Annotated in this window: 31 protein-coding genes and 1 tRNA gene; 15 read left to right on the plus strand and 17 right to left on the minus strand. The window is 67.6% G+C overall.

The genetic code is table 11. From position 1 onward, the window contains the following. The first annotated feature begins 60 nt into the window (after window positions 1–60). From ACGVWT_RS17945 to ACGVWT_RS17980, 8 genes are all read left to right on the plus strand, one after another. The gene (locus ACGVWT_RS17945) at window positions 61–312 is read left to right on the plus strand and encodes a hypothetical protein (protein ID WP_394427599.1); all 252 of its coding nucleotides are present in this window, start codon (window positions 61–63) and stop codon (window positions 310–312) included. Then, complete coding sequence (locus ACGVWT_RS17950) at window positions 309–1118, plus strand: hypothetical protein (RefSeq protein ID WP_394427601.1); 810 nt, start codon at window positions 309–311, stop codon at window positions 1116–1118. Before ACGVWT_RS17945 ends, ACGVWT_RS17950 begins: the two co-directional genes overlap by 4 nt. Then, the gene (locus ACGVWT_RS17955) at window positions 1115–1327 is read left to right on the plus strand and encodes a hypothetical protein (protein WP_394427603.1); all 213 of its coding nucleotides are present in this window, start codon (window positions 1115–1117) and stop codon (window positions 1325–1327) included. The genes ACGVWT_RS17950 and ACGVWT_RS17955 overlap by 4 nt, the downstream gene beginning before the upstream one ends. Next, a complete protein-coding gene (locus tag ACGVWT_RS17960) occupies window positions 1324–2010 on the plus strand; it encodes a hypothetical protein (RefSeq protein WP_394427605.1) in 687 nt (228 codons plus the stop codon). The genes ACGVWT_RS17955 and ACGVWT_RS17960 overlap by 4 nt, the downstream gene beginning before the upstream one ends. Window positions 2011–2050: 40 nt before the next feature. Beyond that, window positions 2051–2530 (plus strand): hypothetical protein, encoded by a 480-nt coding sequence (locus tag ACGVWT_RS17965; RefSeq protein ID WP_394427607.1) that lies wholly within the window; start codon window positions 2051–2053, stop codon window positions 2528–2530. Next, window positions 2530–2805: a hypothetical protein gene (locus tag ACGVWT_RS17970; protein ID WP_394427609.1), complete on the plus strand. Its 276-nt coding sequence runs from the start codon at window positions 2530–2532 to the stop codon at window positions 2803–2805. The genes ACGVWT_RS17965 and ACGVWT_RS17970 overlap by 1 nt, the downstream gene beginning before the upstream one ends. Before the next feature lie 154 nt (window positions 2806–2959). Next, window positions 2960–3478 carry a DUF1643 domain-containing protein gene (locus tag ACGVWT_RS17975; RefSeq protein ID WP_394427611.1) on the plus strand — a complete coding sequence of 173 codons (519 nt, stop codon included), beginning with the start codon at window positions 2960–2962 and terminating at the stop codon, window positions 3476–3478. A gap of 23 nt (window positions 3479–3501) precedes the next feature. Continuing rightward, window positions 3502–3702, plus strand: a complete 201-nt coding sequence (locus ACGVWT_RS17980) for an AlpA family phage regulatory protein (protein WP_315462655.1) — start codon at window positions 3502–3504, stop codon at window positions 3700–3702. Here ACGVWT_RS17980 and ACGVWT_RS17985 read toward each other — a convergent pair. The 3 genes from ACGVWT_RS17985 to folK form a co-directional block, all read right to left on the minus strand. After that, a complete protein-coding gene (locus ACGVWT_RS17985; RefSeq protein ID WP_331360851.1) occupies window positions 3699–4991 on the minus strand; it encodes an integrase arm-type DNA-binding domain-containing protein in 1293 nt (430 codons plus the stop codon). The two genes, ACGVWT_RS17980 and ACGVWT_RS17985, sit on opposite strands and share 4 nt — an antisense overlap. 157 nt (window positions 4992–5148) lie before the next feature. Continuing rightward, window positions 5149–5224 (minus strand) — tRNA-Lys (locus tag ACGVWT_RS17990). A 20-nt stretch (window positions 5225–5244) separates the two neighbouring features. Then, window positions 5245–5721 (minus strand): 2-amino-4-hydroxy-6-hydroxymethyldihydropteridine diphosphokinase, encoded by a 477-nt coding sequence (gene folK, locus ACGVWT_RS17995; RefSeq protein ID WP_315462653.1) that lies wholly within the window; start codon window positions 5719–5721, stop codon window positions 5245–5247. A 22-nt stretch (window positions 5722–5743) separates the two neighbouring features. On the opposite strand from folK, the gene ACGVWT_RS18000 reads away from it, so the two are divergent. After that, window positions 5744–6442 carry a uracil-DNA glycosylase gene (locus ACGVWT_RS18000; RefSeq protein WP_315462652.1) on the plus strand — a complete coding sequence of 233 codons (699 nt, stop codon included), beginning with the start codon at window positions 5744–5746 and terminating at the stop codon, window positions 6440–6442. On the opposite strand, the gene aguB is transcribed toward ACGVWT_RS18000, so the two are convergent. From aguB to ACGVWT_RS18030, 6 genes are all read right to left on the minus strand, one after another. Continuing rightward, complete coding sequence (gene aguB, locus ACGVWT_RS18005; RefSeq protein WP_315462651.1) at window positions 6430–7290, minus strand: N-carbamoylputrescine amidase; 861 nt, start codon at window positions 7288–7290, stop codon at window positions 6430–6432. The two genes, ACGVWT_RS18000 and aguB, sit on opposite strands and share 13 nt — an antisense overlap. Before the next feature lie 8 nt (window positions 7291–7298). Further along, window positions 7299–7649, minus strand: coding sequence for a DUF3147 family protein (locus ACGVWT_RS18010; RefSeq protein WP_017977343.1), 351 nt, complete (start codon window positions 7647–7649; stop codon window positions 7299–7301). Window positions 7650–7653: 4 nt separating this feature from the next. Then, window positions 7654–8625 (minus strand): agmatine deiminase family protein, encoded by a 972-nt coding sequence (locus ACGVWT_RS18015; protein WP_315462650.1) that lies wholly within the window; start codon window positions 8623–8625, stop codon window positions 7654–7656. Continuing rightward, window positions 8622–10268: a M28 family metallopeptidase gene (locus ACGVWT_RS18020; RefSeq protein ID WP_315462649.1), complete on the minus strand. Its 1647-nt coding sequence runs from the start codon at window positions 10266–10268 to the stop codon at window positions 8622–8624. The genes ACGVWT_RS18015 and ACGVWT_RS18020 overlap by 4 nt, the downstream gene beginning before the upstream one ends. Window positions 10269–10516: 248 nt before the next feature. Beyond that, window positions 10517–11131, minus strand: coding sequence for a 30S ribosomal protein S4 (rpsD, locus tag ACGVWT_RS18025; protein WP_017977340.1), 615 nt, complete (start codon window positions 11129–11131; stop codon window positions 10517–10519). A 208-nt stretch (window positions 11132–11339) separates the two neighbouring features. Next, a complete protein-coding gene (locus ACGVWT_RS18030) occupies window positions 11340–11576 on the minus strand; it encodes a hypothetical protein (RefSeq protein WP_315462648.1) in 237 nt (78 codons plus the stop codon). 104 nt (window positions 11577–11680) lie between these two features. Here ACGVWT_RS18030 and ACGVWT_RS18035 point away from each other — a divergent pair, with 104 nt between their 5' ends. Beyond that, window positions 11681–12010, plus strand: a complete 330-nt coding sequence (locus tag ACGVWT_RS18035; RefSeq protein WP_315462694.1) for a chorismate mutase — start codon at window positions 11681–11683, stop codon at window positions 12008–12010. 509 nt (window positions 12011–12519) lie between these two features. Here ACGVWT_RS18035 and ACGVWT_RS18040 read toward each other — a convergent pair. Genes ACGVWT_RS18040 through rpiB form a run of 5 tightly spaced genes read right to left on the minus strand, consistent with a single transcriptional unit; the run spans window position 12520 to window position 15675 of the window. Continuing rightward, window positions 12520–13254 carry an RNA methyltransferase gene (locus ACGVWT_RS18040; RefSeq protein WP_315462647.1) on the minus strand — a complete coding sequence of 245 codons (735 nt, stop codon included), beginning with the start codon at window positions 13252–13254 and terminating at the stop codon, window positions 12520–12522. Beyond that, on the minus strand, window positions 13251–13727 hold the full coding sequence (gene nrdR, locus ACGVWT_RS18045; RefSeq protein ID WP_116462854.1) for a transcriptional regulator NrdR: 477 nt from the start codon (window positions 13725–13727) through the stop codon (window positions 13251–13253). Before nrdR ends, ACGVWT_RS18040 begins: the two co-directional genes overlap by 4 nt. A gap of 18 nt (window positions 13728–13745) precedes the next feature. Further along, window positions 13746–13922 (minus strand): small multi-drug export protein, encoded by a 177-nt coding sequence (locus ACGVWT_RS18050; RefSeq protein ID WP_017977334.1) that lies wholly within the window; start codon window positions 13920–13922, stop codon window positions 13746–13748. Between the two features lie 3 nt (window positions 13923–13925). Continuing rightward, entirely contained in the window at window positions 13926–15236 is a 1311-nt protein-coding gene (glyA, locus tag ACGVWT_RS18055; RefSeq protein ID WP_315462646.1) for a serine hydroxymethyltransferase, read from the minus strand. Window positions 15237–15240: 4 nt separating this feature from the next. Continuing rightward, a complete protein-coding gene (gene rpiB, locus ACGVWT_RS18060) occupies window positions 15241–15675 on the minus strand; it encodes a ribose 5-phosphate isomerase B (protein WP_315462645.1) in 435 nt (144 codons plus the stop codon). Between rpiB and ACGVWT_RS18065 the strand changes: the two genes are divergently transcribed. Continuing rightward, window positions 15668–16405: a DUF3429 domain-containing protein gene (locus ACGVWT_RS18065; protein WP_315471968.1), complete on the plus strand. Its 738-nt coding sequence runs from the start codon at window positions 15668–15670 to the stop codon at window positions 16403–16405. The two genes, rpiB and ACGVWT_RS18065, sit on opposite strands and share 8 nt — an antisense overlap. A gap of 112 nt (window positions 16406–16517) precedes the next feature. On the opposite strand, the gene hemA is transcribed toward ACGVWT_RS18065, so the two are convergent. Both hemA and murI read right to left on the minus strand, forming a co-directional pair. Then, entirely contained in the window at window positions 16518–17759 is a 1242-nt protein-coding gene (gene hemA / locus ACGVWT_RS18070) for a 5-aminolevulinate synthase (protein WP_315462643.1), read from the minus strand. A 251-nt stretch (window positions 17760–18010) separates the two neighbouring features. Continuing rightward, entirely contained in the window at window positions 18011–18805 is a 795-nt protein-coding gene (murI, locus tag ACGVWT_RS18075) for a glutamate racemase (RefSeq protein ID WP_315462642.1), read from the minus strand. 122 nt (window positions 18806–18927) lie between these two features. Here murI and plsY point away from each other — a divergent pair, with 122 nt between their 5' ends. From plsY to ACGVWT_RS18095, 4 genes are read left to right on the plus strand one after another with little or no spacing between them, the layout of a single operon-like run. After that, window positions 18928–19539, plus strand: a complete 612-nt coding sequence (gene plsY, locus ACGVWT_RS18080; RefSeq protein WP_116462859.1) for a glycerol-3-phosphate 1-O-acyltransferase PlsY — start codon at window positions 18928–18930, stop codon at window positions 19537–19539. Continuing rightward, window positions 19536–20621, plus strand: a complete 1086-nt coding sequence (gene dprA, locus ACGVWT_RS18085; RefSeq protein WP_394427630.1) for a DNA-processing protein DprA — start codon at window positions 19536–19538, stop codon at window positions 20619–20621. The genes plsY and dprA overlap by 4 nt, the downstream gene beginning before the upstream one ends. A gap of 45 nt (window positions 20622–20666) precedes the next feature. Then, the gene (locus tag ACGVWT_RS18090) at window positions 20667–20930 is read left to right on the plus strand and encodes a type II toxin-antitoxin system Phd/YefM family antitoxin (RefSeq protein WP_024310423.1); all 264 of its coding nucleotides are present in this window, start codon (window positions 20667–20669) and stop codon (window positions 20928–20930) included. 5 nt (window positions 20931–20935) lie between these two features. Further along, window positions 20936–21268, plus strand: coding sequence for a type II toxin-antitoxin system RelE/ParE family toxin (locus ACGVWT_RS18095; protein WP_315462640.1), 333 nt, complete (start codon window positions 20936–20938; stop codon window positions 21266–21268). Between the two features lie 22 nt (window positions 21269–21290). Here the strand turns inward: ACGVWT_RS18095 and ACGVWT_RS18100 are convergent, their stop codons facing one another. Then, window positions 21291–21953: a TMEM175 family protein gene (locus ACGVWT_RS18100; protein ID WP_243403051.1), complete on the minus strand. Its 663-nt coding sequence runs from the start codon at window positions 21951–21953 to the stop codon at window positions 21291–21293. Window positions 21954–21968 lie beyond the last annotated feature (15 nt).

Raw genomic sequence — 21968 nt, forward strand, 5'->3', positions numbered from 1 at the left:
CCGCCGGCGCGAAGTGGGTCGAGGATGCCCGCGCCGCCGCCCTCGCACAGGAGGTCTGACATGACCCGCGACACCTTTCTTCATATCGTCGGCTGGCTGTGCCTGATCGCGATCGCCGAGGTCGCCGTCTTCACGATGGTCGAAACGGTCGCGCCGCAGTGGCGCCGGATCTGGCGCCTCGCCACCGGCCACATCGACCCGATGACCGTACCCCTTCCACCAGCCGCCTCGGACGCGCTTGTGCCGTCGGCACTCCCCCAGCGCCGCGGTGACGAGGCCGCCGCCGCGCCAGCCCTTCAGGTGCGCGCATGATCCGCCGCGACCCGGTCCGCCAATGGGTTGTGGCTGGCGGGGAGGTCATATCCCGCACCGACGGACAGCGCCATTACGTCAGCGCCGACCAAGTAGCGCGTTCGCACCGCCTTCGCGATGACGAATGGCGCCGGTGGGACGGTAACGAGACGGCCCACCTGTGGCCGCGGCGCGACGGCGACTATCGCAATCTGCGTGATCAGGTGCCGGCGACGCCGCTACCCACGGTGATCGTCGCCGGCCTAGGCCGCTGTGGCACGTCGATGGTCATGCAGATGCTGGCGGCAGGTGATATCGCCACCGTTGGCACTTTCCCCGATTTCGAGGACATGGACACCGATCGTCAGCGCAGCCTCAACCCGGCCGCGTGGCTGGCGAGGTGCGAGGGCCGCGCCGTGAAGGTGCTCGACCCGCAGCGCGTACCGCCGCCGGCCGGGCGGTCCTATCGCACGATCTGGCTGACCCGCGATCCCGAGCAACAGGGCCGCAGCCAGATCAAGCTGATCGACGCCAGCCCCAGCCGCGCGATGCGCAAGGCGATGGCGCAGTCGATCCGCCGCGATGAGCCGCGCGCGCGGCGCGCGCTCGCCGCCGCCGATCTGTCGGGATGGCCGATGCTGCAGCTGACGTTCGAAGGTATCATCGGCGACCCATTCGCCGCGGCACGCGCGATCGTCGAGCACATCGGCGCCGAGCGGTTCGAAGAGGGGGTGGCATGGCGCATGGCGACGGCCGTGATGCCGCGCGGCCCGCACTGCCTGCCCTTCATGCTCGAGAGCCACTTGCTTCAGGGAGCCGTCGCGTGACCGATCACCGCCTCACCGCAACGCAGGCGGCGGTCAGCGTGCTGCTCAACGACATCGCCGACCGGTTCAAGCCAGGCGCGAAGCTGACCCTCGTCGTTCGCAATCCCACCGCGGAGGCCGCGGGCAAGGATGCCGACTTCGTCATGACCAACGACACTCTGGATGAGGCGATCGCAGCCCTCCAGCGCAGGAAGGATGCCAAACGATGAGCACGACCGAACCGTTGAGTAATATGAGCAGCATCATCAGCGCCGCCGTGGCGGCCAAGATGACGCCCGAATTTATCGAAGATCAGGTCGACAAGCGCGTCGAGAAGCTGGTCGTGGAAGCCGTGGACGGCGCGCTGCGGTCCTACAGCGACATCGGTCAGCTGATCAAGAAATCGGTGGAGGAGGCCCTCCGGGTCGACCGACTTGACCTGCCGACCTACGGGAATGTCGTCGCTGCGATGGTGAAGGCCCAAATCGAAGCATGCGTTGCGCCGGTGATTGCCGGCCGCCTGTCCGAGGACGTTGCCGAGCTGCTTCAACTGGCGCCCGCCACGATCAAGCTGTCCCAGATCGCTGATGCCATGCGCAAGCGACACGAGGATGACGGTTACGGCGACGTCATAACGGTGATTGTCGAGCGCAATGAGTATGGCTCCGCCTGGGTCTATCTCGACGAGGACGCCGTCCATGCCGAGCGCGATAAGTACCGGTGCGATTTCCGCCTTCTGATCGGAGGGGACGGGAAGATCAGCAGCGCGACGCTCCGCGAGCACGACATCAAGTCGTCGAAGCATTTCGGCAGCAGCTACGGGCTGGAGCAGACACTGCGGGCCTACTTCGCATGCGGCACGATCATCGAGATCGACGAACACGCCGTATCCACCTCGGTAGGTGACTACTGATGGCGGGCGATATCCTACTCGAAAGCACGAAGGCGCCACGATGAGCGCGATCGCCTATGCAACGCCCGACCAGATGGTGGCCTGGGCGGCGGCGCAGATGCTGCGGCAGCCCGACTTCGTCATCGGCGAAGCATCCGCACCGTACCTGCGCCGCTGGTGGCAGGTGCCGCGCAACGAGCAGTGCAACGTCTACCTGCATGAGATCCTCCGCAGCGATGACGATCGCGCGCTCCACGACCATCCGTGGCCGAACACCTCGTTCGTGCTGGCGGGTCGGTATGTCGAGCACACCCCGGACGGGTCATTCCTGCGCGAGGCGGGTTGGTCGGGCAGCCGGCCGGCCGAGGCGGCGCAACGGCTCGAGATATTGCCCGGCGAGCGCGCGATCACGCTGTTTATGACGGGGCCGAAGCTGCGCGAATGGGGCTTCCACTGCCCGAAAGGCTGGGTGCATTGGCGCGACTTCACCGGCGGCGCCAATGGCGAGCTGGTGGGCCGCGGCTGCGGGGAGATGTCGTGATGGACGAAGCACCGATGGCGCCCGGCGTCGTTGGCTACCGCAGTGGCCAATGCCGCAACGACGAAAACGCGCTCAGCCACACCTATGCCATGATGGAGGATGGCGAGCTGTGGCCGATGTGTGGCTACGGCTGGAACCGGTCGGACGGCGAGCGCTTTTCGATCTTTCGTAGCGCGCCAGGGACTGAAGGCCGGTGCAAGCTATGCCGTGCGAACGTCGCGGCCGGCAAACCGCCTGTAATCGACGGCTTTCCGCACAAGACGAGGTGGCTATGACCCCGCCCATGAACCCGGACGTGCCCGCGCGCTTGGCCGAAGCCGAGCGTAAAGCCGAAGTCGCGCAGACGCTGGCGATCGTGGCCCTTGTCTTGGCAGCCCGTCCACCCCGCCGCAAATCGATAGGAGCGCGACTGTGGGGTCTGATATAGTGATGCGCCGCGCCGCCGAGATCAGCCCGTGCGGCCTCTACCGCTATTGGCTTGAGCGGGAATGGGACACCGCCCTCCCCAAGCTCGTCGTCTGCATGCTCAACCCGTCGACGGCCGACGCCGCCGTTGACGATCCAACCCTCCTTACGCTGATCCATTTCGGGCGTCTGTGGGGATACGGGGGGCTGGCAGTGGTCAACCTGTACGGCTGGCGATCGCCCCACCCGTCGATAATGAAGAGCGCCGCCGCTCGGCTGGACGACGTCAACCTGCGGCGCGGGCGCGAGGCGATGCTCGTCGCCGCCACGATGGGCGATCGCCGGTTGCTCGTAGCCTGGGGCAACGATGGTGACTTCGAAGGTCAGGCGACACGGTTCGCGGATTGCGCCGCCGACCTGATCGGGGTCGATCTCATCTGCCTCGGCACCACGCTATCCGGCGCGCCGAAGCACCCCATGGCCCGCGGGCGCTCGCGCATCCCGCGGGATCAGCAGCCGATTATCTGGAGGAAAGCGAAGTGAGCATCATGGGAAGGGTTGAGGCGGTGGATCGTCGAAACGACGTCTTCCTGCGCCTGCCGGACGTGATCCGCCGAACCGGGCTATCCCGGACGACGATCTATCGGAAAGCCGACAAAGGCGAGTTTCCGGCGCCCCGCCGGATCGGGGCGAATTGCGTCGCTTGGTACGAAAGCGACGTGGCCGCATGGATCGCGGCGCCGATGGAGTGGCAGGCCGCGGCTTAGCGGTCCTGCCCGTCCAGCAGATCGTTGGCGGGCAATAGATCGGCGGTCAGGAGATCCGCCCACACTTGCGCCAGCTCACGCCGCCGCGGCATATAAGCGGCGCGGTTGTACGCCATCTCCGATCCCGAGGTGCCCTTTGCGCGGTGCGCCAGCATGCCGTCGATGATCGCACGATCGTCCGGCCGCCGCTGCTCCACCGCATATTCGTTCATGATGGTCGAGAATGTCGACCGCCAGCCGTGCGGCACGTGGCGGCCGCTATAGCCGTTGCGCACGTACATGTAGCCGAGCGTGTTCTCGCTCATCGGCTGGTGCGTCGATCGCACGCTGTGGACGATGAACGGGAATTTGCCGGTAAGGCGCCGCAACGCTCGCAGCACCTCGACGGCCTGCGCCGGCAGCGGCACGACGTGTTCAAACGCCTCGTCGGCCTTGTTCTCGAGCGCGAGCTTCATGCGTGCCGCCGGGATACGCCACAGCGCCGCCGGCGCCGCCGCCTTCGGCTCCGACCAGTCGATGCCCTCGAACTCCGACCAGGGCGCGGCGCGCAGGATTCCCGGCCGCACCGCGGTAAGGGCGAGCAGGCGCGATGCCAGCTTCACCATCGGGCCCGACGTCGAGGCGTCCATGTCGGCGAGCAGCTGGCGCGCTGCCGCGAGGTCCTTCAGCGCCGGCTGCTTTCCGCCGGTCGGCGTCGGCTTCAGCGCGCGCTTGATGCCGGCGGCCGGATCGTGCGCCGCCAGCCCCTCGGCGATGCCGTAGCCGAAGACGGCCGAAACGTGCTGGCGAATGCGCTTGGCGGTATCGATCGCGCCGCGCGCCTCGACCTTGCGCAGCATCCGCAGCACCATCGGCCCATCGATGTCGATCAGGGGCAGCGCGCCGATCGACGGGAACACGTCGCGCTCGAGCGCCTGGATCACCTTCTTGCGCTGCACTGGCGACCAGCGCGGGCACTGCGCCTCGTACCAGCGCATCGCGACGACCTTGAACGTCGCGCCGGCGGCCGCGTGCGCCGCCATCTCGCGCTTCCGCTCTTCGAGGCCCGGATCCTTGTGATCGCGCAGCTCGGCGCGCGCGCGGTCGCGCCGATCGCGCGCCTCCTTCAGCGACACCTCAGGATATGCGCCGAGCACAAGCAGCTTCTCTTTTCCGGCGAAACGGTACTTCAACCGCCAGGATTTGAAGCCTTTGGTGGTGACGAACAGATGGAGGCCGGCCGAATCGGCCAGCTTGTACGGCTTCTCGCCGGGGAGGGCTTTGCGGGCCTGCGTGTCCGTTAGCGGCATGATACCCCCAATCCTTTGATCTCGTACCCCCAGCATACCCCCAGACGACCTGACCTTGGGTGGTATCGGATGGGACGCCTTGCGCCATTCGATCACACGGTTTTCTGGGGGTTTGCAAGGGGTGTGGGACGGGATGGGCGCCCCTGATACACGTCGATGGTGGGTCCGCCGGGGCTCGAACCCGGGACCTCTCGATTAAAAGTCGCTTGCTCTACCGACTGAGCTACGGACCCCCGCCATCGATTGGGGGCACCTAGGGGCGGGGACGCGGCCGGTCAACCATGTGCGCCAATTGGCGGATCGTCCGCATGACGCCCGGCACCCGCCAGCCCGCCGCGATCCGCCGCAACGGGGCGAGCACGAACGCCCGCTCGGCCAGCGCGGCATGCGGCACCGTCAGCCCGGCGCTCTGCCAGACGCCGCCCGACCACAACAGGATATCGAGGTCGATCACCCGCGCCCCCCAGCGCCGTCCGCGGCGACGCCCGAACGCCGCCTCGATTCGCTTGAGCCGCGCGAGCAGCATCGGCGGGGCCTCGTCGCTTTCGATCAGGATCGCCGCATTGGCGAAACGACGGATCGAGGGGCCGAGCGGCGCGGTCGCGATGATGGGGGACGTGGTGACGACACCACCGATCGCCGCGATCGCGGCACGCACCTCGTCCGCCGGACCGCCATGTCGCCCCCGCCGGTTCGATCCGATCCCGATCGCATAGATTGCCGTTGCCATTCCCACGCCTTAGGCGATGCCGATGACGATCGCATCCGATAGCCTCCCCGAGAGCCCAGACGCCGCCCCACCCACGGCCCTTTTTCCCGTGGAGCCGCCGCGGGACTGCCCGCTCTGCCCCCGCCTCGTCGCGGCGCGCGAGGCGTTGCGCGAACAGAACCCGACGTGGTGGAACGCCCCGGTGCCCGCCTTCGGCGACCCGGACGCGACGATCGCGATCGTCGGCCTCGCTCCCGGCCTGCACGGCGCCAACCGCACCGGCCGCGCCTTCACCGGCGACCATTCGGGGACGCTGCTGTTCGCGACGCTGGGGAAGGTAGGCCTCGCCACCGGCACCTTCGCCAACCGCCCGACCGACGATATCGCGCTCAAGGGCGCGATCATCCTCAACGCGGTGAAGTGTTTGCCGCCCGCCAACAAGCCGACGCCGGAGGAAATCCGCACCTGCCGCCAGTATCTCGACGCCGAGATCGCAGCGCTGCCCAATGTCCGCGTCGTCGTCGCACTCGGCCAGATCGCGCATCAGTCGGCGGTAAAGGTGCTGGGCGGCCGGCTGCCCAAGGCGACGTTCGGACATGGCGCCGAACATCGCATGCCGGACGGGCGGATGCTGATCGATAGCTATCACCCGTCACGCTACAATCAGAACACCGGCCGTGTCGACGAAGAGATGTTCGAGGCCGTCTTCGTCCGCGCGGTGGCGCTCGCTCAGACGTCCTGAACGAGGCGGCCGTACAGCTCCGGCCGACGGTCGCGGAAGAAGCCGAAGGCGGCGCGGTGGCGGCGGATACGGGCGAGGTCGAGCGTCGCGACGATCACGCCCTCTTCCTCGCGGTCGAGTTCGGCGAGGATATCACCGCGCTCATCGGCGATGAAGCTGGTGCCGTAAAAGGTCTGGTCATGCTCCATGCCGACGCGGTTGGCGGCGACGATCGGCACCACGTTGCTGACCGCATGACCCACCATCGCGCGCCGCCACAGCCGCGCGGTGTCGAGACTGGTATCATGCGGCTCGCTGCCGATCGCGGTCGGGTAGAACAGCAGTTCCGCCCCCATCAGCATCATCGCGCGCGCGGTTTCGGGATACCATTGGTCCCAGCACACGCCGACGCCCAGCGTCCAGCCCGGGGCGGTCTGCGGTGCCGGCCACACCTTGAACCCGGTGTTGCCGGGGCGGAAGTAGAACTTTTCCTCGTAACCCGGGCCGTCGGGAATGTGGCTCTTGCGATAGACACCCTGCACTTCGCCGTCGGGGCCGATCATCGCGAGGCTGTTGTAATAATGCGGCCCGTCCGCCTCGAAGAAGCTGGTCGGGATCGTCACCTTCAGCGCCTCGGCCAGCGCCTGCATGGCGAGCACCGCCTTATGCTCGCCGACGGGGGCGGCGTTGGCGAACAGGCCCTCGTCCTCGACGCGGCAGAAATATTCGCCCTCGAACAATTCGGGCGGCAGGATCACGCTGGCGCCCTGCCCCGCCGCCTCGCGTACCAGGCGCGACACATTGGCGATGTTCGCGTCGATGTCGTTCGAAAAGGCAAGCTGCAGCGCAGCGACGGTGATTTCGGTCATGACGGTTCCTACAGGGTGACGCCGAATCGCGCGGCGACCGCAACGGTGGCGAGATAGAGCGCAACTGTGACAGCGCAACCGCTGGCGAGCGCCGGCCAGAAGCCGACGCCATGCCGCAGCAACGCCGGGATCACGAGGAACATCGGCAGCGAGGGCAACACATACCACAGCGTCGCCTGGGCATGGTCCGCCAGCCGGACGGGGTCACCCGTGTCGTGCCACAGCCAGATCATGCCGAGCACGGAAACGAGCGGCAGCGACGCCACCAGCGCACCCGCCGCCGGGCTGCGCCGCGCGATCAGTGCCACCAGTGCGACGATGATGCCCGACACGCCGGCCCGGACCAGCAGTGCCGCCATGCGATCAGGCGGGGATCTGCTGGCTGATGCAGTGGAAGCTGCCGCCGCCGGTCAGGATATGGTCCGCATGCAGGCCCACCACCTCGCGATCGGGGAAGATCGCCTGGATCGCCGCCACCGCCGCAGCGTCGTTCTCGCTGCCGTACAGCGGCACGACCACCGCGGCATTGCCGATGTAGAAGTTCATGTAGCTGGCCGGCACCACCTCTTCGTCGCGCAGCACGCGGCCGGGCGACGGGATCAGCACCACCTCCAGCCCCGCGGCGCGCGCATCGCGCTCGGCATGCTGGAAGACCTGCCAATTGGGGTCGTTCTCCGCCGCCTTCGGCAAAGCGACGCGCCCCTCGCCGACGAAGCGGGCGAGGTTGTCGACATGGCCGTCGGTGTGGTCGTTGAGCAGGCCGTCACCCAGCCAGACGACGCGCGTATAGCCCAGATCCTCGCGCAGCCGGCGCTCGATATCGGCCTTGGTCATCGTCGGATTGCGATTGGGGTTGAGCAGGCATTGCTCGGTCGTCACCATCGTGCCGGTACCGTCGCCATCGATCGCTCCGCCTTCCAGCACCCAGTTGCAATAGCCGACCTTGGCGCCGATCGACTTGCCGAGCCGCAGCCCGATCGTGTCGTCGCCCTCCAGATCGTATTTGCCGCCCCAGCCGTTGAAGTCGAAGTCGCGCGCCTCTTCGCTGCTCAGCAGGATCGGCGCGGTGTCGCGCAGCCAGATGTCGCCGAACGGTTCGACCACCACCTCGGCAAAAGGCGCCATGGTCATCGCGGTGTCGCCTGCCTCGGCATCGGCGGCGACCAGGATCACCTTTTCGCCCCGCCCCTCGGCGTGGACGGCACGGGCGAAGGCGACGACCTCCTCGCGCGCCGGCTCCAGATCCTCGACCCACAGATCGGCGTGGCTCGGAAAGCCGATCCACACGGCCGAATGCGGCGCCCATTCGGCGGGCGGCGGGGCGATAGTCGTCACTTGGCTACTCCGGTTACGGTGGCACGGCTCTTGTCGCGGATGCTGCGGAATTCGTCACCGGGCAGCCAGTTCGGCCAGGCGCGGCTCTCCGCGAGATCGCGGCTCAGCATATAATAGAGCGCGACGTCCTGCTGCACCCCGCTCCAGTCCCAGTTCGGATCATATTCGTCGGACGGCGCGTGGTAGCGATGCTCCTCATAATCCTCGGCGGCGGCGCGGCCCGCGGCAAGCCCACCCTTCACCAGGTCCTGCCCCGTTTCGAAATAGACCATCGGCACGCCATGCTTCGCCAGGCTGAAATGATCGGAGCGGTAGTAGAAGCCCTTTTCCGGCGTCGGCTCGGGCGTCGCATGCCGGCCCTGTCGCTTCAGCGCGGCGTTCAGATAATTGTCGAGCTCCGACTTGCCCGGCCCGATCACGATCACGTCCTTGGCCGGCCCGTACATGGCGAGCGCATCCATGTTCGCCCCGCCCACCGTCTTCGCCAGCGGATAGACCGGGTTCTCGCCATAATAGGCCGAGCCGAGCAGCCCCGATTCCTCGGCCGTCAGCGCGACGAACACCATCGAACGGCGCGGCGGCCCCGCCTTGGCATTGGCCTGCGCCAGCGCGACCAGCGCCGCGACGCCATCGGCATTGTCGACCGCACCGTTGCAGATATCATCACCGTTCACCGGCGTGCAGCGGCCGAGGTGATCCCAATGCGCCGACAGCAGGACATATTCGTCGGGCGCCTCGCGACCGGGCAGGATGCCGACGACATTGTGCGACACCTGCTTGGCGATCGTGTTGTCGAAGCTGACCGACGCCCTCACGCCCAGGTCGACGGGCTTGAACCCCTTCACCTTTGCGGCCGCGGCAAGCGCGTCGAAATCCTTGCCGGCGCTGGCGAACAGCTTGCGCGCCGAATCGAGTTGGATCCAGCCATGCGCGGCGCTGTCGCCCATATGCCCGTCCGCCGCATCGGCGACATGTTCGGCGCCGGTGTTGCTGGAGCGCACGACGTTCCAGCCATAAGCCGCCGGCTCGGTCTGGTGGACGATCAGCACGGCAGCGGCCCCCTGCCGCGCGGCCTCTTCATATTTGTACGTCCAGCGCCCGTAATAGGTCATCGCGCGGCCGTTGAAGAGGCCTTTGGCCTCCGGCGTCTGCCAGTCGGGATCGTTGATGAGGACGACGACGGTCTTCCCCTTCACATCGAGCCCGGCGTAATCGTTCCAGCCCTTCTCGGGCGCGACGATCCCATAGCCGGCGAACACGACGTCGCTGTTCGTCACGTCGATATGCGGCGTGACGCGATAGGTGCCGACGACCATGTCCGGGCCGTAGGCGAAGCTGAGCGGGGTCTTGCCGCCGGTGATCGTCAACGGCGTGACGTTTTTCGCGGTGATCTCGACCAGCGGCACGTCCTGCAGCCATTGGCCCTTGTTGCCCGGCTTCAGCCCCGCCTTGGCGAATTGCTGTTGCAGATAGGCGAGCGTCTTGGTCTCGCCCGCACTGCCCGGTGCGCGGCCTTCGAACACATCGGAAGAAAGCGTCTTGGTGACCGCCTTCATCGTGTCGACGGAGATGTCGGGCGCGGTCTGGGCGATGGCCGGGGTCGCGACGGCAGCGAGCAGGGCGGGCAGGAGAAAGCGGCGCAAGTGAAGCTCCGGCAAGGTCAGCGTTGCTGCGCCTTGTGGCGTGGGGCGCGAGGCTTGTCCACGCGGCTTGTGACCCGGCCCACCTTGGTTCGTCACCCCGGGCTTGACCCGGATCCCGCTTTTTTGGCGCAACGTGGGAAGAAGCTGGACCCCGGCTCTTCGGCCGGGGTGACGAGGGGAGTCGCCGCCAACGAAAAAGGGCGGCCCCGCAGGACCGCCCTCTCTGTCTCTCTCGATGTTCGTCGCGATTAACGCGAGTAGAACTCGACGACCAGGTTCGGCTCCATCTTCACCGGATAGGGCACCTCGTCCAGCGTCGGCACGCGGACGAAGGTCACCTTGGCGTTGCCGTCCGGTGCGACGTAATCGGGGATTTCACGCTCGGCGAGGTTCTGGGCCTCGAGCACCAGCGCCATTTCCTTGGCCTTGGTGCCCAGCGTGATCTCGTCGCCGACGAAGCAGCGACGCGACGCGACGTTGCACTTCACGCCGTTAACGCGGACGTGACCGTGGCTGACCAGCTGGCGCGCCGCGAAGATCGTCGGCGCATACTTGGCGCGATAGACGATCATGTCGAGACGCTGCTCGAGCAGGCCGATCAGGTTCTGGCTGGTGTCGCCCTTCATGCGCGCGGCTTCGTGGTAGCACGCACGGAACTGCTTCTCGGTGACGTCGCCGTAATAGCCCTTGAGCTTCTGCTTGGCGCGCAGCTGGATGCCGTAGTCCGACACCTTGCCCTTGCGGCGCTGGCCGTGCTGGCCCGGGCCGTATTCGCGCTTGTTGACCGGCGACTTCGGGCGGCCCCAGATGTTCTCGCCGAGACGACGGTCGAGCTTGTGCTTGGCGCTATGGCGCTTCGACATGATAATTCCTTGGCAACTGTAACGACGTGATCCCGACCGTGACGAATCGCGATCGAGGCTGATCCCGGTTTCGCGCTGCTGATCCCGAGGGAAGGCAGGCCCACCGCTTCACCGGGGTGCGGGGGCTGTTGCGAAGGCGCGCGCCTAGCGGAGGGGCGGCGCGCTGTCAATCGCAGGTGGAGTCGCGGGCGTCCGTCGGCGGTCGGGATCAGCGATTGGGGATCGTGCCGCTGCGCGCGTCGTTGGCGCGACGCGCATCGCTGGCGGCGCGGCCGTTCGCCTCGTCGATCTGCGCCCATTGCGCCTTGGTGTGGCAGGTGCGTACCGGCAGGTACGACCCGATCGGCAGCTCGCGGCGGCAGATCGGCTTGTCCGCCGCGGGGGACGGCGCCGGGTCGGGCGTCTGTGCCGCCGTGGCGATCAAGGCGAGAGCGATCAGGGACATGGACGACGCCTCCGGTACAAAAGAGGCAACAGTTATGACGCAATTCCCGTTGCAGGAAAAGCGCAATGCTCGACAAGTCCCGCGGCACCGCTACAGAAGCGCGCATGACGACGACGCTGCCCGGCCCCGATTGCACCACCATGACCGAGGTCCGCGCGGGCGTCGACCAGGTCGACCGCGAGCTGGTCGCGCTGCTTGCCCGTCGCTTCGCCTATATGGACGCCGCCGCCCGCATCAAGCCGGAGCGCGGCGCGGTGCGCGACGAAGGCCGCAAGGCGCAGGTGATCGCGAACGCCCGCGCCGCGGCCGAGGCGGCGGGGCTGCCCGGCGACGTGATCGCGGACCTTTGGGAGCAGCTGGTCGAAGCGTCGATCGCGTATGAGCTGACGCAGTTCGACGCGCGCGCGGCGAACATAGACAACATGAACACCTGAACGGAAACGTTCGGGCCCCATCGTTTCGGTTCTTGCACCACTGACAAAGAGCGCGCCATGGCCGCGGTCGGCATATGGCGAGTGGCGAACCCTAGCCCGCGGCGTGGCGTGTAGGACAGCGGGAAAAAGCGCGGTCGCGGATCATCGTTGTATTGCAGTGACTTGTCCTGCTGTTTCGATGGCAGCGCGCGGCGTTCGATCCAACACGCGCGGCGCAGCGGGGGCGACGGCGGCTCCCCGCAGTCGTCGTCACCCCGGATTTGGTCCGGGGTCCCCCGGGCCGCTGGGGAAGGTTCGAGCCTCGAGACTCCCCCCTCGCCGCAGAGTGGACCCCGGAACGAGTCCGGGGTGACGGGAAGAGTCGGCAAATTCCACCCCGACCGTCAACCGTCATTCCTGCGGAGACGGGAGTCCAGACGGGCTGGCCTTCCGGCTCCATCTGCGACGATAGCGTGTCTGGATTCCCGCCTTCGCAGGCTTGACGAACCTAGGGAGGAACGGCCGCCGCCCTACCGCTCGCTGCGTCGTTCCTTTGCGCCATCCAGCGCCGACAGCACGCCGCGCAGCGTGCGCACTTCCTGCGACGACCAGCCGGGCTTGGTCAGCAATGTCCGCAGCGTCCGCCGGGTCGCGGGCACGCGATCGGGCGGGAAGAAGAAATTCGCCCGCTCCAGCATGTCGTCGAGCTGCGCGATCATGCCGTCCAGTTCGGTCTGCGGTGCCGGAGCGTCGATCTCGGTCAGCGACGGCTGCGCGAGGCTGACGCCCTTCGACCATTCGTACGCCACCAGGATCACCGCCTGGGCGAGGTTGAGGCTGCCGAATTCGGGGTTGATCGGCACGGTGATGATCGTGCGGGCGAGCGCGACGTCGTCGGTTTCCAGCCCCGACCGTTCCGGCCCGAACAGGATGGCCGAGCGTTCGCCCGCGTCGTGGATCGCCTTGGCGGCGACTTCGGGCGTCACCACCGGCTTGGTGATGCCGCGCTTGCGGACGGTCGTCGCATAGACGTGCGCGCAATCGGCGATCGCGTCCTGAACCGTGTCGTAGACGCGGGCGCGTTCCAGCACGAGGTCCGCGCCGCTCGCCGCCGGCCCCGCCTTGGGGTTGGGCCAGCCGTCGCGCGGCGCGACGAGGCGCATGTCGGTCAGCCCGAAATTGAGCATCGCGCGCGCGGCCTTGCCGATATTCTCGCCAAGCTGCGGCCGCACCAGAACGATTGCGGGGGGATTGGTCTCGCTCATGCTTCGCGCCCCGCCTGTTCCACGGAGCCGGCGAACTCCTCGAAATCGCGCGCCTCGCTGAAGTCGCGATAGACGCTGGCGAAGCGGATATAGGCGACCGAATCGAGGCCCTTCAGCCCCTCCATCACCAGTTCGCCGATCCGCTTCGACGATACTTCGCTGTCGCCCAGCGTTTCCAACTGGCGCTGGATGCCGCTGATCAGCTTTTCGATGCGCACCGGTTCGATCGGGCGCTTGCGCGTCGCGATGGCTATCGAACGTTGCAGCTTCTCGCGTTCGAACGGCTCACGGCGCGATCCGCCGTCGCCCGCGCTTTTCACGACCCACAGGTCGCGCAGCTGGATGCGCTCGAACGTCGTGAAACGCGCGGCGCACCCTTCGCACTGGCGCCGGCGCCGGATCGCCGCCCCGTCTTCGGTGGGGCGGCTGTCCTTTACCTGGCTGTCTTCATGGCCGCAGAACGGGCAACGCATAAATGGTCGTACGCGTCCTCAGATCTTGTTGCGGCGGGCATAGGCAACGCCCGCGCCAACCAACGCGCCCAGCACCGGGCCGACGAACGGCACGGGGATCGCCACCACGGCGCCGATCGCGCCATACTTGGCCATCTTCTTGCCCAGGCCGGGCGTGTTCTTCACGGTGCTCTGCACCTCGTCGATCTTCGACATCTGTTATCCTTCGTAGATGGGGAAGCGCGCGCACAGGTCACGCACACGATCCCGAACGTTTGCCTCGACGTCGGGGTCCCCGTGTTCGCCCTTCTTTGCAAGACCGTCCAGCACGTCGGCGACCATGTTGCCGATCTCGCGGAACTCCGCCGGGCCGAAGCCGCGCGTGGTGCCGGCGGGCGAACCGACGCGGATGCCGCTGGTCTTCATCGGCGGCAGCGGATCGTTGGGGATGCCGTTCTTGTTGCAGGTGATGCCCGCACGCTCCAGCGCCTCGTCCGCGTCCTTGCCGGTGATGCCGAGCGGGCGCAGGTCGATGAGCGCCAGGTGCGTGTCGGTGCCGCCCGCGATCACGTCGGCGCCGCGCTCCTTCAGCGTGGCGGCGAGCACCTTGGCGTTCTCGACCACCGCGGCGATGTAGCTCTTGTAGTCGGGGCGCAGCGCCTCGCCGAACGCGACCGCCTTGGCGGCGATGACGTGCATCAACGGGCCGCCCTGCAGCCCCGGGAAGACTGCCGAGTTGATCTTCTTCGCCAGTGCCTCGTCGTCGGTCATGATCATGCCGCCGCGGGGGCCGCGCAGCGTCTTGTGCGTCGTCGTGGTGACGACATGCGCATGGCCGAACGGGGTCGGGTGCAGCCCGGCGGCGACGATGCCGGCGAAGTGCGCCATGTCGACCATGAAGTACGCGCCGACCTTGTCCGCGATGGCACGGAAGCGGGCGAAGTCGATGACGCGCGGATAGGCCGAACCGCCCGCGATGATGAGCTTGGGCTGGTGCTCGACCGCCAGGGCCTCGACGGCGTCATAGTCGATCAGGTGCGTGTCGGGATCGACGCCATACTGGACCGCATTGAACCACTTGCCGCTCATCGCCGCCTTTGCGCCGTGCGTCAGGTGACCGCCGGCATCCAGGCTCATGCCCAGGATCGTCTCGCCCGGCTTGACCAGCGCCAGCATCACTGCGCCGTTCGCCTGCGCGCCCGAATGCGGCTGCACGTTGACGAAGCCGCAGCCGAAGATCTGCTTGGCGCGCTCGATCGCGAGGCTCTCGACCTCGTCCGACGGCGCGCAGCCCTGATAATAGCGCTTGCCCGGATAGCCTTCGGCATATTTGTTGGTGAAGACCGACCCCTGCGCTTCCAGCACCGCCTTCGACACGATGTTTTCCGACGCGATCAGCTCGATCTGCGTCTGTTCGCGGGTCAGTTCGTGCGAAATGCCGGCGAAGACCGCGGGATCGGCATCGGCGAGGGTCTGGCTGAAGAAGCCGTCGGACCGGATATCGCTCATGGCGTTGGGCTGGGTGCTCATCGGATCAATCCTTTTGCGACAGTTTGTCGACACGGGCCTGGTGACGGCCGCCCTCGAACGGAGCGGCGAGAAAGGCTTCGAGGCACGCCTTCGCAAGGTCCGGCCCGATCAGCCGGGCGCCCATCGCGATGACGTTGGCGTCGTTGTGGTTGCGCGCGAGCGACGCGGCGAGCGGTTCGGTGACCAGCGCACAACGGCACGCCGGATTGCGATTGACCGCGATCGAAATGCCGATCCCCGATCCGCACAGCGCCACGCCGAACGCAGCCTCGCCGTGCGCGACCGCATCGGCCAGCTTGTAGCCGTAATCGGGATAGTCGACGCGCGCGTCGGTGTCCGGCCCCAGATCGACGGTCTCGTGACCCAGCGTGGCGGCGTGCTCCACCAGCAGCGCCTTCAGCGCGACGGCGGCGTGATCGGAGGCGAAGGCGATGCGCAAGGCGAAGCGGCGTCCCGGCTGTGATGAGGAAGCGATGCGCGGCGCCTTAGCGCCACCGTCACGCAAATGCCACAGCCGATGCGGGGAAAGGCATCGGGAGACGATGGCGCTTGGGAACGCGCGCGCCGGTCGCGCGCTTGGGGAAACATGGATCAAGATCGCGCCCACCCCAGCTGCCTGCCCCGCCTGCGATCCGGCTGGCGATCCGATGCCTGAGCGCGGATCCACCACCACCACCGGGGCGATCGGAACCGACGCCGGCAGCCCGAGCATCACCGGCGCCGTCGGCGAATCGGCGATGATCCTCGGTTATGCCGGGCTGCTGCCGCAGGTGTCCGCCGCGGCCACTTGCGCCTTCGACCAGACGACGCAGACGGGTGGCATGTTCGCGTTCGGCTATGCCGCGCTGATTCTGAGTTTCCTGGGTGGGATCTGGTGGGGATTCGCGATGTGCGCCGGGGTCCGGCAGGGCGAGATCGCCTGCCTCGCGGTCGCGCCCTCGATCGTCGCGGCGTGCCTGATCCTGCTGTCGGTGGGCGGGGTTATCTCGCTGTCGCTGGCGCTCGTCCTGTTGGGCGTCGCCGTGCTGCTGACGCTGCTGGTCGATCGCCGGCTGACCGAGCAAGGGATCACGCCCAGCGGCTGGATGGCGCTGCGTGTTCCCTTGTCGCTGGGGCTGGGCAGCCTGACCATCGCGATCGGCGCATTGTGCGGGGCGTTGGCGGCCTGAACGTCGAAGCCTGCGCCGTCCCAGCGAAGACTGGAATCTTTGCGCGATTGAGGACGACGCGAGAGAGATGCCCCCGCCTCCGCAAGGACGACGGGATTATCGAGACAGCCCCTCAGGCGGCCTTGCGCAGTTCCAGCCGGCTCCAGATTTCGACCAGCGCGTCGGTCAGCTCGCGCATCATCTCGGGCGTGTGGCTCGGGCCCGGCGTGAAGCGCAGCCGCTCGGTGCCGCGCGGCACGGTGGGATAATTGATCGGCTGCACGTAGACGCCATATTCGGCGAGCAGGATGTCGCTGATCCGCTTCGCCTTTACCGGATCGCCGACCAGCACCGGCACGATATGCGTGTCGCCCAGCATCACCGGCAAACCGGCCTCGCTCAGCATCGTCTTGAGCAGCGCTGCCGACGCCTGCTGGCCTTCGCGCTCGACGCTGGAGGCCTTCAGGTGCCGCACGCTCGCCAGCACGCCCGCGACCAGCACCGGCGACAGGCTGGTGGTGAAGATGAAGCCCGGCGCGTAGGAGCGGATCACGTCGATGATCGTCTGGTCGGCGGCGATATAGCCGCCCATCACGCCGAACGCCTTGCCCAGCGTACCCTCGATGATCGTCAGCCGGTGCGCGACGCCTTCCTGTTCGGAAATGCCGCCGCCGCGCGCGCCGTACATGCCGACCGCATGGACTTCGTCGAGATAGGTCAGCGCATTGTATTTGTCGGCGAGGTCGCAGATCGCGGCGATCGGCGCGATGTCGGCTTCCATCGAATAGACGCTCTCGAACGCGATCAGCTTCGGCACCGCCGGGTCCTCGGCGGCGAGCAGTTCCTCGAGATGCGCGAGGTCGTTGTGGCGGAAGATGCGCTTCTCGCACCCGGCATTGCGGATGCCGGCGATCATCGAGGCGTGGTTCAGCTCGTCCGAAAAGATCACGCAGCCCGGCAGGATCTTGGCGAGCGTCGACAGCGTCGCCTCGTTCGACACATAGCCGCTGGTGAACAGCAATGCGCCTTCCTTGCCGTGCAGGTCGGCGAGTTCGCCTTCCAGATCGACATGATAGTGCGTGTTGCCGCCGATGTTGCGCGTGCCGCCCGATCCGGCACCGACGTCGTGCAGCGCCTCTTCCATCGCGGCGATCACGTCGGGATGCTGGCCCATCGCCAGATAGTCGTTCGAACACCAGACTGTGATCGGCTTGGGGCCATTATGCCCCGCGAAACAGCGCGCATTGGGGAACATCCCCTTGTTGCGGAGGATGTCGATGAAGACGCGATAGCGTCCCTCGGCATGAAGGCGGTCGATCGCCTGGGTGAAAACGCGCGAATAGTCCACGCGCGTGTCCGTGCCGTCGCTGTTCATGGGATGCTCGTGTATCGCGCGTGCGGCAGTGTTGCCAGCGGATAAAACAGGTCAGGGTGATCGAAGGGTTGGGCATTTTGTCCCACCCGACCGCAGCGGAACGTCGCTTCCCACCCCCCGTCACCCCGGACTCGTTCCGGGGTCCACTCCGCTGCGAGGGGGATGGCTGGAAGCTCGAAGCATCCCTCCGCGGCCCGGTGGACCCCGGAACGAGTCCGGGGTGACGGAGCGAGCGGGGTGAGCGTGAAGCCTTACAACGCCTCCACCACCCCGATTCCGTACCGCGCCAGCGCCGGTTCCAGCGCCCGCTCCGTCTCTCCCAGTCGCGTGAACACCGCGCGATGCACCGGCGCCTCCGCCGGCCAAGCCTGCCCGTCGGTCAGCGATGCGATCCGCCGCGCGATTCCCGGCCCGCCATCGATGAAGCGCACCCCCGCCGGCGCCACCGCCGCCAGCTGCGCCTCGACCAGCGGGAAATGCGTGCAGGCGTTGACGATCACATCGATCCGATCGCCCCCCGGCTGCTCGATCAACCCGGCGAGCGCCGCCGCGAACCGCTCCGTCGCCGGCGCCTTCCCGGCCAGCGTTTCCTCCGCCAGCTCGACCAGCGCTGCCGATCCGTGGCGCAGCACCGTGCAGTCGCCGGCAAAGCGCGCCGCCAGATCGTCGACATAGGCCTGCCGCACCGTCGCCTGCGTCCCCAGCACGCCGATGACGCGCGTGACGCTCATGGCGGCCGCCGGCTTGATAGCGGGCACCGTCCCCACCACCGGCACGTCGAGCGCCGTGCGCACCACCGGCAGCGCGATCGTCGAGGCGGTGTTGCACGCGATCACCACCAGCCGGGGGCGATAGCGTTCGACCAGTCGCCCGAGCAGCGCCGGCACGCGTGCCGCAATCTCGCCTTCCGTCTTGGTGCCATAAGGAAAGCCCGCCGAATCGGCCGCATAGACGATCGGCGCGAACGGCAGCAGTCCTTGAGTCGGCGCGACCACCGACAGGCCGCCGACACCGGAATCGAAGAACAGGATCGGTCGCATATCCATCGACCGCGTGCATAGCCACCGCGCCGCCCGCCGCAAGTCCGCCCCCCTTGGCCAAGCCGGTCCGATGCCGCTATGGTGGGGCCAGGCACGAAGGGGCACACTTGCAGACAGAAATCCTCTGGATGGCACCGACCGCGGCGCTGGTGCTCGGCTATCTGCTGGGCTCGATCCCGTTCGGCGTGATCCTGACGCGGCTTGGCGGCGCGGGCGACCTGCGCGCCATCGGATCGGGCAATATCGGCGCGACCAACGTGCTGCGGACCGGGCGCAAGGGCCTTGCCGCGGCGACGCTGCTGCTCGACCTGCTGAAGGGCGCCGCCGCCGTCTGGCTCGTCAGCTGGCTCTTTCCGGGCGAACAGATGGTCGCCGCCGCCGCCGCCTTCGTCGGCCATTGCTACCCCGTCTGGCTGCGCTTCCGCGGTGGCAAGGGCGTTGCGACGCTGATGGGCATCGTGCTCGCGCTGCACTGGCCGATGGGGCTGGTCTATGCCGTCGTCTGGCTGGGACTGCTCGCCACGGTACGCATCTCGTCGGTCGCAGGCATGGCCGCGGCGGTCAGCGCGCCGGTCAGCGGTGCGATCTTCGGCCGGTTCGATCTCGTCATGCTGCTGCTTGCGCTCGCCGCGATCGTGCTGTGGAAGCATCGCGAGAATATCGAGCGGATCGCCAACGGCACCGAACCGCGCATCGGCGGCGGCAAGCGCGCCGCGGCGGACGGCCCACAGGACGACTGAGCGTGGCCGAGCGCGATCTCGCGCGCCTTCGCCTGATCCGGACCGCGGGGATCGGCCCCGTTACCTATCGCCAGTTGATCGCCCGGTTCGGGACGCCCGAAGCCGCGCTCGACATGCTGCCGACGCTCGCCCGGCGCGGCGGCGGTGCCGCGCCCTGCTTCGCCGACGCGGGACTGGTCGAGCGTGAGCTGGCGACGACGGCTAGACTTGGCGCGCGCTACGTCTTCCTCGACGATGCCGACTATCCGCCGCTGCTCGCCGAGATCGACACCGCGCCGCCCGCGCTGATCGTCCGCGGTGACCTGTCGCTTGCCAGCCGCCTCTGCGTCGCGATCGTCGGCGCGCGCAATGCCTCGGCCGCCGCCTGCCGCTTCGCCCGCAGCCTCGCACACGATCTGGCAGCCGAAGGGGCGACCGTCGTCTCCGGCCTTGCCCGTGGCATCGACACCGCCGCGCATGTCGGAGCGATGCCGAATACGATCGGCGTCATCGCCAGCGGTATCGACGTCACCTTCCCACCCGAAAATCGCGACGTGCAGGAAGAAGTCGCAGCCGGCGCGCTGCTGGTCGCCGAACAGCCGCCCGGCACGCAGCCGCTCGCCCGCAACTTCCCCTCGCGCAACCGCATCATCGCCGGCCTGTCGCTCGGCACGGTGGTGGTGGAGGCCGCGCCCCGTTCCGGCTCGCTCATCACCGCGCGGCTGGCGGGCGAAGCGGGCCGCGAGGTCATGGCCGTCCCCGGCAGCCCGCTCGATCCGCGCGCCCAAGGCTGCAACCTGCTGATCCGCGACGGCGCCACGCTGATCCAGACGGCCGCCGACGTCCTCGAACAATTGCGCCCTATCGACCCGCGCAGCGTCCGCGCGCCCACGGCCAGCTATGGCGGCCCGCCCCCCGCAGACGCCGACGACACCGACCGCCGCCGCGTGACCGCTCTGCTCGGGCCCGTGCCGGTCACCGTCGACGAACTGATCCGCCAGAGCGGCATCGCCCCCGCGATCCTCCAGACCGTATTGCTCGAACTGGAACTCGCCGGCCGGCTGGAACGCCACGCCGGCGGACGGGTGAGCCTTGCCTTCTAGATCGAGGCGAACCATATTCGGTCTGTATTTGGTTTGGAGGCGAGTATGGGCTTTGCGGAACGGGTCAAACCGATCAGCTACGTCAAGGCCCACGCGGCCGACGTGTTGACGGAACTCGCCGCAACCCGCGAACCTCTTGCGATCACGCAGAACGGTGAGGTGAAGGCAGTCCTTCAGGACGTTGCGTCCTATGACGAAACGCGGGAGACGCTGGCGCTGCTCAAGCTGCTGGCGCTCGGAACGATCGACATCGAACACGGCGATACCCGCGCGCTGGAGGATGTCGCCGCCGCGATCCGCGCCGGCTGATCGCGATGACGGCGCCCTTTGCCGTCCGCCTGACGCGCGGTGCGGAACAGGATCTGCGGCACATCCATGGCTATCGTCTGACGCATGGCGGACAGGCCGCGGCGGACGCGTTGCTCGACACGCTGATCGGGCGAATCGACGCGCTGCGCCGCTTTCCGGATCGCGGCTCCGTGCCGCCCGAACTTCAGACGATCGGCATGCGCGAGTATCGCCAGATCGTCAGCGCACCCTATCGGATCATCTATCGGACGATCGAGACGACCGTCTTCGTGGTCGTGATCGCGGACGGGCGGCGCGACATGGCAACGGTGCTCGAACGGCGCCTGCTCGCCCGCTAGCGGACAGACCGCCAGCTTCGGTTCAGCCGCCCGCCCGTGCCGCCCAGCGGCCGACGACGATGCTGATGATCGGGCTTACCACCACCAGCACCACCAGGGCCGCGACCCAGGTCACCATGCCCGCGGCGAAGGCGCAGACGCCGATCATCACGGGGATCCAGCTGCGATGCAGCAGCGGCGTGATCTCATGCGCCCCGATGTCGTCGTCCAGCAGCTCCGGCGACCGCGCGATCACGCGGATCAGGTGGCGGTTGAGCAGCCCCAACAGGATCAGCCAGCCGGTGTAGAAACCGATGCCGACGCGCAAATTCACATATTCGCTGATGATCGCGGTCGGGAACGGCATGAACGCGACGCCGAGCAGCAGCATCAGGTTCGCCATCACCAGCCGCGGCGTCGCGGCGCGGAGCAACCCCATCACGTCGTGATGGATGATCCAGAACCGCCCCAGCACCAGAAAGCTGACGAGGAAGCCGACATAATTGGGCAGCAGCGCCCATAGCGCCTGCCCCAGTTCCGGCCCCGTCGCATGATGCAGTGCTGGCAGCTTCACCTCGACCACCAGCAGCGTCATCGCGATCGCGAAGATCGCGTCCGAAAAGAAGGTCATCCGTTCCAGCTGCACGCGCGCTCGGTGCGCGCGGCGATGGTCGACGCCCGCGCTGCTCATGCCCGTATCGCTCACGACTTGTCCTCGACG

This window comes from Sphingomonas sp. S6 (genome assembly GCF_043498045.1).
GTDB lineage: Bacteria > Pseudomonadota > Alphaproteobacteria > Sphingomonadales > Sphingomonadaceae > Sphingomonas.